Genomic DNA, 10,172 nt, shown 5'->3' on the forward strand with positions numbered 1-10,172 from the left:
TATCGTATTCGTGAGGCTTGAAGCCGAAAAATGGCTGATTCCAGATAAAAATTTCTGGTAGATTCTGAACACCACGATGAAGTGCGGAGCAATTCGCGCTTCTATCTGCTTAACTTAATGACATTGGGATTTTCAGAAAGAAGAAAAAGAAAAATAGGTAAAGAATGATCAGGAATTCGATGGTTTTCAGGCAATGTCTCGGGAATAGTGAAGAGAAAGAATATACTGTGTAATATGCAATCTTATGAAATGAATAACGAATCGAGAAGTTTTCCATTTGAAGGAAAGTATACTTTTCTCGATGTTGAAAATCCAAATATCTATACCGATACTGTTTGTGCGATTTCTCTGATTGTCGTTGAGGATGGTGTAGAAGTTCTCAGACATACGGAGCTTATCAATCCAAAAACATTTTTCTCGGGTCAGAACATTTCAGTTCATAAGATTCGTCCAAAAGATGTTAAGAACGCCAGAACATTCAAGGAGTTTTATTCGGAATTCAAGCCGTATCTTTCAGATGATTACATCCTGTGCGGTCATAATATCAATTCGGATATCTCGATCATTAATCGGGATTTATCCCGCAGCAGACAATCTCTTCAGGCTAGACGCTGTATCGATACTTCAGATGTCATGAAACAGATCTACTATCAGGGTAATCCGGAAAAAGGCGGTCTGCGTTTAAAAAATGCTGCTAAAACCCTCAATATCGCAATTCATTCCCATGATCCGGCCTCTGATGTGAATGCGTGTTATGAAATCGTGCGAACTCTTGCAAAAGATCATGATTTTTCTTTAGAACAGTTTGTTCGAAATATTCCCGAATCGAAAATCTATTCTCCATACATCATGCGCAAGAATATGCAGGAAAGAAAAGCAAGAAAGTTAGCAGCAAAGAACAAATCTTCAGATAATGGGAACAAAGAGAATGAATGAGAATCCATACTGGCATATAAACTCAGGCAAAGACATGGCTTTTATTTCTTAGTTAGGCTTAAAGATGTTAAAAAAACATCCTGATAAAATTAATAATGTATTAATTGAGGTTAGCTATGAAAACAGTTTCCTGGAAGGCGATTAAAGATTTGATCGGTGAGGATATGGCGATGTTCTGCGTATTTATGGCAACAGTTCAGGCCAATGAAATCCTTGGCGGTTTTAGCAAGGTAGTTAAGGGAGCCAAATATCTCTCAGATGACACCATTGAATCTATGTATAAGGATCTGGTGTTCGGAATTTGTCGAGAGACACTCGAAAATCATATCCATCATGATTTGCTGAGCATTCATGAAGCAGATGATTCTGTATTTGCTCGAGGAATTGATGATCTCGAAAGCTGGCTGCAGCTGACAAGTGCTCAAGAAACGAATGACTATTTTCAATATTTGAGTCGTTGGGATCTTGATGGACACAACTGGGTGATTGACAGGCCATCATCTTTCTCAGATTTTATCAGGCAGACCATACCCGCTCCATTTGCCGGTTAAAGCCGCAATTCATTGTAAGGCCATTCCTATGATTCACATCAAAATTAAATATTTATAACAAAAACAAAAGCAGACGATTTGTCTGCTTTTTGTTTTTGAATAATCATTCTTCTTATGAATTTTTCTGAGTGTTTTTACCTGAGGGCTGAAAACTATTTTTTGCCAACGTTGCCGCTTGAAAGACCTGCCTGAACGGATGGTGAAATCCATTCAATGGCTTTTTCAATCTGTCGATCCCAGAAAGTCCAATCATGTCCTCCAGGAATTTCATCATAGGTCACGTCATATCCGTTTTCGATGAATAAATCTCGCAGTTGATGATTTCCTGAAATCAGAAAGTCATCTGTACCACAGGCCAGATACATTCTTGGACAGTTATTGTTTTGCGCATTCTTTCTGATATAGGTTTCAAGCTGGTTTTCTTCAAGCTCAAGATCGCTCTTTTTAAATCCGCTGCACGCTTCTGTAAAACTCTTCATTCCCAGAATATTATCAGAATCATCTGAGTCGGGGAATTGATTGGTGCTTAGTGAAGCGGAGGATAAGGCAATGATTCCACCGAATGTCTCTGGATTTTTTAGACCGTTATTTAAGGCTCCAAAGCCTCCCATGGAAAGACCGCCAATGTATGTATCTTCACGATGCTTTGAGAGTGGAAACATTTCTCTGGTTAATTCAACGAGTTCTGATCCGATGAAATTCTGATAGTCAAAACCAGCCCCTGGCTGATTCAGATAAAAATGGTTTTCACCCGCTGGCATAATGACAGCTATATCGTGGTCCATCGCCCAACGGGCTATTCTGGTTCCATATAACCAATCGGTCTGATCTCCAAAGATTCCATGAAGAAGGTACAGCGATTTATAGGGAGCTTTGTTCATTCTTCTGCCGTCCTGATCTACTTTATCAGAAGGCAGTATGATGGTAATTGGTACTGTTCTTTTCAAAGAGTCTGAATAGATTGTTGCATGCATTACAGCCATATCGGTTGATTTCCTTTCTGATCCTGCTAAGAATTTTTATGATTACGGAAGATGGTTCGATCTTTTTTTGGTTCAGCTTGGAATCAGGAATTCATTGATGAAGTCAGAACGATTTGTTTTTACATCAGATACTTTGATTCGGCGGCATCAATGAAGTTTGAAGATCCGATCTTCCAGTGTCATATTTCATTTCGTAGTACTTAATAATTATATCGTCTGAAAGCGTTTAAGAGAAACTTGATATAAAATTGAATGTTTTTTTTGGAAGGTTCCAATTTGACTGATTAATGATCTGAATTACTTTAAATCCTATATCTTTCGATTTTCAGCTTTTTTCCCGCCTGTTTCCTGAATACTGGTTCATCAGGGACAAAATCCGGAACTCAAACAAAACTGTTATTATGTTAGTTAACCGGCTCGATTTTGCAATTTGACTTGCAGCCGGTAAACTGTTTGTCGAAGTGCTCGGCACTTACAGTCATTCATTAAAAATGATTTAGAGAGGTTCAAACTATGAGTCTTTTATCGATAGCGGCTGTCAAATTATCTTCCTCAGTTCTTAAACTGGCCGGAAGAGGCGGCTCTTTGCCTGGTGAAATCGGGCTGAAACTGGATCCGGCTTCACTAAAGAAGCTGAAGATTAATGGTCCGGTTGTCCTTGTAACAGGTACAAACGGAAAAACGAGTACTGCAAATCTGATCGCTTCAGTCTTTGAAGCTTCCGGTTATGAAATTATTTCGAATCGTAAAGGAGATAATCTGCGGGAAGGGATTACGACAGCTTTATTATCAAATGCGAGTCTAAGCGGTTCGCTGGGTAAAAAGGCATTGATTCTTGAAGTTGATGAATTGAACGTTCGTCATATTCTTCCAAATCTTCCGGTTTCAGCATTGGTTGTAAACAACTTTTTCAGAGATCAGCTCGACCGCGCCAGAGAAATGGAGCAGTTGATCGAATCCATTGAGTCAGTGCTTGGTGATTATTGTGGAACTTTGATACTGAATGGTAATGATCCAAATACATATCGTCTTTCATTAAAAGCGCCAAAAGCGAAAGTGGTTTCTTTTGGTCTCGATGAAAACCGGTATTCCGTTAAATCAACTACAGAGGCTTCTGAAGGAAAATTCTGTCCAAAGTGTTCTCATCCGCTTGAATATGACTATTACCAGTATTCTCATATCGGAAAATTTCACTGCACCCATTGTGATTTTCAAAGCCCCGATCTTGATGTCATGCTGCAGGATGTCAATCTGGATGAAAATACATTTGAACTCAATTCGACCCGTTTTAAAGGGCCATATGAAGGAATGTATTCCATGTATAACTATGCAGCCCTGTTTGGAGTGATGAAAGAATTTGGATTACCAAATGATGCAGCAATCAAGGTCTTTGGAAACGCTCCGCACCCATTTGGGCGCAATGAACGTTTTGAAAAGAAAGGCCGCGAAGTCATTTTAAATCTGATCAAGAATCCAACTGGCGCCAATGAAGTGATGAAAGTAATCGAACGGGAGGAGCGCAGGAAGAATGTTGTGATCGTTCTGAATGATCGCGAACAGGATGGACGGGATGTTTCCTGGATTTATGACACTCAGTTTGAAAAAATTCTGAATGATTCGACCAATCGAATCGTCTGCACTGGCTTAAGAAGAAATGATATGGCCCTGCGTCTTTATTACAGCGGATTTGATCCAAAACAAATTCATGTGACAGATTCCCTGCAGGATGCTCTCCACCAGGTCTTTGAAGAAGACCTGCCAATCTTTGTTGTGGCGACTTATACTGCCCTTAGAGAAAGCCGAAACATTATCGAAAAGGAGATTGCTGCATGAGACTGAAAACTGCCTGGATGTATCACGATATCATGGATTTATATGGGGATAAGGGCAATATCATGACTCTGAAAAAACGTTGTGAAGATCGGGGGATCGAATTTGATCTGCATACAGTTGGGATTGGCGAAAATGCTGATCTATCGGATTTTGATCTGGTCTTCATTGGCGGTGGGGCCGATAAGGAACAGGAGAGCCTGCTTCCTGATCTGCTTTCAAGAAAAGAGAACATTGCCAAAGCCATCGATGAAAATACTTTCTTTCTGTTGATCTGCGGAGGTTATCAGCTTTTCGGTCAGCATTATGAAGCAGCTGATCATGAAAAACTTCCAGGACTGGGTTTTTATTCCTATCGAACAGATACTGGAAAACAGAAAACGAGATGCATTGGAAATATCATCATTGAAGCAGACCTGGATGGCCGCAAAATGAAACTGGTGGGCTTTGAAAATCATGGAGGACAGACTGTTCATGTTGAAAAGCCGCTTGGAAGAGTTCTTCATGGCTTTGGAAATTCCTTTGATGCTGGAATGGAAGGTTTCTATGATGGCCATGTTTTAGGAACGTATCTTCATGGACCTCTGCTTCCGAAAAACCCTGAACTGGCTGACTTTGTTATTGCTAAAGGTCTAGCAAAGAAAAATCCGGGATTTCAGTATGAAGACCTGCAGGAGATCGAAACTCCTTTTGCCAATGAAGCCAGACAAGTCTTATTTGAACGTTATAAAGTCGAACAGTAAAACCGTATGTCGTGATTTTAAATCGGAGATGAAAAAATTGGATCTAAGAAATGCGCATAGTATTAAAGATCCAATAAAATTAAACCGATTGAAAATAGAAAAATGTCTATCTGACAGAAAGGAGCAGGATGATTTCTGAAGATCTGATCAGAATTTGGATTGATAGAGAAGTCATTAAAACTTGATGAATCGATTAAATGATAAGGTTGCGATAATTACCGGTGGAAACTCCGGGATTGGAGCAGCCACCGCAAAATTATTTGCCGATGAAGGGGCCAAAGTCGTCATCTGTGCAAGAAGAAAAGAAAAACTTGACGAGATTGCGCAGGAGATTGAAGACAATGGCGGCGAAGTATTAGCTGTCAGCTGTGATATTTCAAAACCCGAAGAGGTCGCTGATCTTATCGATGAGACCCTTAAAATGTTTGGACAGATTGATATTCTGGTCAATAATGCCCAGGTTCCTGATGAAAACCTAACTCCAATTGATCGGATGAGCGATGAAGAAATTGAACAAATCATCTCGACCAATCTGATTGGAACTCTGCTTGTCAGCAGGCAGACCGCTCTGGAAATGGAACAGGCTAAAGATGGAGCGATTGTCAATGTCGCTTCAGCAGCCGGAATCTATGGAAATGGTTCAGCTTTATTTGCAGCGAGCAAAGGCGGAGTGATTGCGCTGACCAAGCATACCGCATTGCGGTTTGCTGGTAAGGGAATCAGAGCCAATGCCGTTTGTCCTGCTAGCGTTGTAAAAAATCCATCTGATGATCGGCTGATTGAAGATCTTGATCCGGATATGTTTCGAGCCATACGCAGCCATTATGATCTGAAAAGTGAGCAGGCAGACTCTGAAGATATCGCGAATATCATCCTGTTTTTAGCTTCCGATGAGTCCAGGGCGATTACCGGACAGGTCTTAGTCAGCGATTTTGGCGCCAGTCTATAATCTTTGACCATTCATTAAACCTTTTTAGATGAAAGCTTCATTCAGACCTGAATAAAGCACTGATTCGTAAAAGAAATCAAAAATAAATACTAAAAATAACAGACAGATCCAGTAACTCTTTGAAAAAGGTTAAGAGTCACGGATCTGTCTGTTTGTTTTTTTTGGAGAGCTCGCTGATCGATTTTCGATGAAATGCTCTTATTGAAGAATGCAGGCTTTGAAAAACTGTATTGGATGGATCGGCTCGGTTTTTGAATGTTCGAGGATTTAATCAATCAGGATTGTTGAAGCTGATCAGAATTTCGCTTTCGATAATCCAGAAGTTCGAATTCTGCAAAGATTTTGTAACAGACCGTACGGATTACGTTGACCATGAGCTGCTGCTGCATGCTTGGATTTTCAAAGTATTCCTTGCGGCAGGTCCCTGAAGAAAAGACATCAGAAAGGCAGTCTTCAAAGACGCTGACAAATTTATTATAGTCAGCGGCTAAACGGTCCTGATCAGAGATATTCGAATAGATCTGTATTAATGTGCCAATCTCTGAAAGCGAATAACATCTTTTCAATGCACAGACGACCAGCAGATAGGCAAGATGATACGGTTGATACTGTTTTTTGACGGGTGCTTTAACAATTGAGTTTTTTACATAGTTATTGACCATAGAGCTGGTAAGAATCTGTTTATTATCTTCAAAATGAATCGGATCAAGAGCCTGATTGAGATAGTAAACAACCTGGTCCATATAAAGGGGGAGCTGGGGGAGCTCATTCCAGCGGGGGGCATGGAAGTTCTTCAGTTCATCTTTTATACATTTTGGATCTTTTTGCATATTCAAAGAATAACAAGGTTTTAATTCATCTTCAATCTAGTTTTTAAAACTAGATATATTGACAACGTAAATGAGCATGACTATGATTCAGAAAAAGGAGAACAAATCTAATGATCCATATTGTAACCGATTCTTCCTCTTTGTATTCTGCAAAAGAGGCTGAAAACGAAGGCTTTACATGCCTCCCGCTTCATGTTGTTGTCGATAGTCATTCCTACAGGGATTTTGAAGATATAGATGCTGAAACATTTACCGAAATAACAAAAGGAGCTAAGAAAATCTCAACTTCTCAACCATCCATCGGTGAGAAAATCGCTGTTTATAACGAATTGTTGGCTGATTCGGAAGATGTCATTCTGGATATTTCAATGGCAGATGGTTTATCGGGAACCTATCAGTCAGCCTTAATGGCCAAAGACAATTGCGATGACCCATCCAGAGTCACCGTTTATAATTCTCAGACGCTCTGCGGACCTCATCAGATGATGGTTCAAAAAGCTTTGAAGATGGCCAATGAAAAGAAATCGATTCCGGAAATCATTGAAAAGCTTGAAGAAATGAAGGAAAAAGAAGCCAGCAGCGTTTGTGTCACTGAAATTAAGGCTCTGGTTCAAAGTGGAAGACTTCCAGATGCGGCAGGCAAGATCGGCAGTCTGCTTAAACTGATGCCATTAGCTGTGAAAAATGAAACCGGAGATAAACTTTCCGTATACGGTACCGCAAGAACCATGAAGAAAATGTTTGAAATGCAGGACAAATTCTTAAGAGAAAAAGGATTCGATGAGTCATGGACTGTTTTTGTCACTCATGGAAACAATCCGACTGCTGCCAGAAAAGCTAAAGACTATTTCGAATCACGGTATCCTGGAATTTCTGTTGTGGTTCAGAACCTGAATGCGATGTTTATGGTTCATGGCGGTCCGGGCTGCGTTGCGATTCAGGCAATGAAGCCTTTCTGAAACTTGTAAGCGGTAAGGAAATATTCAATTTTCTGGACGGTTTGTTTGGATCAGAATCGAACATTTTTGATCAGTTGATCACAGATACTAAAATCAATAGAATGGTTTTATGAAGCAAATTATAAAACGAATCATTGGTTTAGGACTCCTTTTATGTCTGTCTGTCTCGTTGATTGCCTGTTCACCTTCAGGAAATTCATCAATTGAAGTTCAGGAGGGAGTCGAGTTTAAGATTCTCGATGCTCTGAAAATCAATAACAAGACAAGCAATACGGTTTATTATTATTTCCTGGCTTCGGTGGAAAACATATCCGATAAGGTTTACCACATGAGCAATCTGAACTATCGAATGGCTTCTCATGATGGCAATCAGAACAATTCCATCAACGCCATCGACCGAATGCAGACGGTCATCACAAACGATGTAAATCCTGAACAATCCACATTTGTTTATGGTTTTATTGGATTTGCTAATTCAGACCAGAAGAACCCAGGGTTATACTTTCCTGATCAGGATGTATTTTTACCATTTAATTCTGTTAAAGTCAGAACGATTAATGATGAAAACATCACCAATTCAGATCAGGCAAAATTCACTATCTATGAAGACAACTATTTTGAATTTGATGTCGATGCGAGCGATCTGAAATTCGAATGGAATCATGGTAAATCCCTGGTTTCGGGTTTGAATATCACTTATCGAAACAAAACCAAAGAACGGCTGGTTGTTCCATTCCTGTCTCCAGTCTGTACCATTGATGGACTGAAGCTTCAGGATCAGAAAAATGCAGATCAGTTAAAGAAAATGAATCTTGACGAACTGAAAAAACAGGACTTTAAAGTCAATGGACATGCTCCAAAGACCACAAGCTTTACGGGTACTGCATTAGGGTATCAGCTTTACTACCTGTCCCCTGAACAGGAAGTTGTCTGTCCGATTACCTTTGAGTTTGAAAATGTAATCCCAGATTTTGAATCAAAAACCGGGGCAATCACAATCAATATCAATTCTCCAGCTTTAGGCTACTCACAGACGATAAAAGTTAAAAGCTAGTTTTCCATTGGTTGACCTTCGATCAATTAGAAATATCAATACAGCTTTAAAACGCTTTGCAGTTCCATTTCAAGGAGCGCAAAGCGTTTTTTCGAATCAAGCGATTGCCCAGGCCTGGCTTCAAAAGAAATTGTTCCGAATAATGGAGCGGATGAATTGAAGAGAATCCTTCCGATAAATATAATGAAATTGTAATCGGAACAATTATTGTTTCGGTTTCCACTTCAGTTTTCCTGGTAAGACAAAAACTGTCCTGAAAGGTTAAATTTTAACCTTTACGGCAAGATGAGCATCTCAATTGTCTTATAGTGCAACACGGTTTAAACTGAAGCCAATAAAGCAGAAATGGTTTTCCCTCAGACCATTTTCATCAGATCACTTTTGGAGACAGTTATTCTGATCATGCTTTTGATACTGTCTTGACAATTGAATATCGAAAAATCCAAATATCCCTCAAAAACACTTTAAACCGGATTTTTCGAACTCCAATCCCTCAGGAGTTTTGATTTGACAGACAGATTTTCCAAAAGATTTAATTACTTACAATAGGTCGTTTCGCGAACAGATTCATTGTAAAAAGGGCTTTCCGCAGATTTATGCGAAAGCCCTTTTTAGGTACCAGCTTAGAATTCTTTTATTCTGGAGGTGACAGTCGTGGAAGAATCATCAGAAAAATCAAATACTGTCTCATTTTGCTTTGCTTATCTGACAGGAAATAAAGATTACAATATCGAAGGACTCAAATCGAAGAAAAAAAGCGGACAGGAAGTCCGCGAACTCTATCAGCTTCTCGAGCATCTGCAAATGTGGTCATCCGCATCTGAAAATACTTTGTTATCAAGAGGGAAAAGGGAAGATGGATTTGAAGTGATGAAAATCAACGAATTTCTTCATCCAGTTTTTGAAAACTTTCCATTTGAACTTGATCCTGAAACGAATGCAGCAGTATTTCGATTTGGCAACTACCGCTTAGCTGCAGTATTTGAATCTGGTTTGATTGCCTCTCAGCAGCATGGATTTTTTGAAAATCATGTCTTTTACGCGGCTGCTTTTGACTGGGATTTCACTTTGTATAATCATGGAGCGTAATGTTGTTGGTCAAAGTACAAAACGCAAAGCTTACCTGATCTCTGATATCAAACGAGATATCTAAATTTCAGCAATATACATAAAGGGGCTGTTAAATTTCTGACAGTCCAAAAATAAAAAGAGGCACCTGATCCGTAATGGATGAGGTGCCTTTTTTGGTAAAATATGTTCATGCTCAATAAACAAAATTACCAAACACACTATAACTCGATTCAGGGCCGTTTGCCACTGCTCCATTCTCTCTTCCC

General features: G+C 39.6%; 11 protein-coding genes. 8 read left to right on the plus strand and 3 right to left on the minus strand.

From position 1 onward, the window contains the following. The first annotated feature begins 234 nt into the window (after nt 1-234). The gene (locus tag BO222_RS02310) at nt 235-936 is read left to right on the plus strand and encodes an exonuclease domain-containing protein (protein WP_075818016.1); all 702 of its coding nucleotides are present in this window, start codon (nt 235-237) and stop codon (nt 934-936) included. Between the two features lie 116 nt (nt 937-1,052). Further along, nucleotides 1,053-1,487, plus strand: a complete 435-nt coding sequence (locus BO222_RS02315; protein WP_075818018.1) for a hypothetical protein — start codon at nt 1,053-1,055, stop codon at nt 1,485-1,487. A gap of 152 nt (nt 1,488-1,639) precedes the next feature. On the opposite strand, the gene BO222_RS02320 is transcribed toward BO222_RS02315, so the two are convergent. Further along, nucleotides 1,640-2,470, minus strand: a complete 831-nt coding sequence (locus tag BO222_RS02320; RefSeq protein ID WP_075818020.1) for an alpha/beta hydrolase — start codon at nt 2,468-2,470, stop codon at nt 1,640-1,642. A 513-nt stretch (nt 2,471-2,983) separates the two neighbouring features. Between BO222_RS02320 and BO222_RS02325 the strand changes: the two genes are divergently transcribed. The 3 genes from BO222_RS02325 to BO222_RS02335 all read left to right on the plus strand — a co-directional run bounded on the left by BO222_RS02325 (nt 2,984) and on the right by BO222_RS02335 (nt 5,992). Continuing rightward, nucleotides 2,984-4,303 carry a Mur ligase family protein gene (locus tag BO222_RS02325; protein ID WP_075818021.1) on the plus strand — a complete coding sequence of 440 codons (1,320 nt, stop codon included), beginning with the start codon at nt 2,984-2,986 and terminating at the stop codon, nt 4,301-4,303. Next, nucleotides 4,300-5,043 (plus strand): type 1 glutamine amidotransferase, encoded by a 744-nt coding sequence (locus BO222_RS02330; RefSeq protein ID WP_075818023.1) that lies wholly within the window; start codon nt 4,300-4,302, stop codon nt 5,041-5,043. Before BO222_RS02325 ends, BO222_RS02330 begins: the two co-directional genes overlap by 4 nt. Nucleotides 5,044-5,227: 184 nt before the next feature. Further along, nucleotides 5,228-5,992: an SDR family NAD(P)-dependent oxidoreductase gene (locus tag BO222_RS02335; RefSeq protein WP_075818025.1), complete on the plus strand. Its 765-nt coding sequence runs from the start codon at nt 5,228-5,230 to the stop codon at nt 5,990-5,992. Nucleotides 5,993-6,267: 275 nt separating this feature from the next. Here the strand turns inward: BO222_RS02335 and BO222_RS02340 are convergent, their stop codons facing one another. Beyond that, the gene (locus BO222_RS02340; RefSeq protein WP_075818028.1) at nt 6,268-6,822 is read right to left on the minus strand and encodes a DUF1836 domain-containing protein; all 555 of its coding nucleotides are present in this window, start codon (nt 6,820-6,822) and stop codon (nt 6,268-6,270) included. Between the two features lie 110 nt (nt 6,823-6,932). Here BO222_RS02340 and BO222_RS02345 point away from each other — a divergent pair, with 110 nt between their 5' ends. The 3 genes from BO222_RS02345 to BO222_RS02355 all read left to right on the plus strand — a co-directional run bounded on the left by BO222_RS02345 (nt 6,933) and on the right by BO222_RS02355 (nt 9,924). Continuing rightward, nucleotides 6,933-7,781, plus strand: coding sequence for a DegV family protein (locus BO222_RS02345; RefSeq protein WP_075818030.1), 849 nt, complete (start codon nt 6,933-6,935; stop codon nt 7,779-7,781). Nucleotides 7,782-7,890: 109 nt separating this feature from the next. Further along, nucleotides 7,891-8,835 (plus strand): hypothetical protein, encoded by a 945-nt coding sequence (locus BO222_RS02350; protein WP_075818032.1) that lies wholly within the window; start codon nt 7,891-7,893, stop codon nt 8,833-8,835. A 654-nt stretch (nt 8,836-9,489) separates the two neighbouring features. Continuing rightward, nucleotides 9,490-9,924 (plus strand): hypothetical protein, encoded by a 435-nt coding sequence (locus BO222_RS02355; RefSeq protein WP_075818034.1) that lies wholly within the window; start codon nt 9,490-9,492, stop codon nt 9,922-9,924. Between the two features lie 60 nt (nt 9,925-9,984). Here BO222_RS02355 and BO222_RS14020 read toward each other — a convergent pair. Beyond that, nucleotides 9,985-10,172, minus strand: a 188-nt coding sequence (locus tag BO222_RS14020) for a hypothetical protein (RefSeq protein WP_233131191.1), incomplete at its 5' end; no start/stop codon positions are given.

Origin of the sequence: Ileibacterium valens, assembly GCF_001945525.1 — a bacterium.
Classification (GTDB): Bacteria; Bacillota_I; Bacilli_A; order Erysipelotrichales; family Erysipelotrichaceae; genus Ileibacterium; species Ileibacterium valens.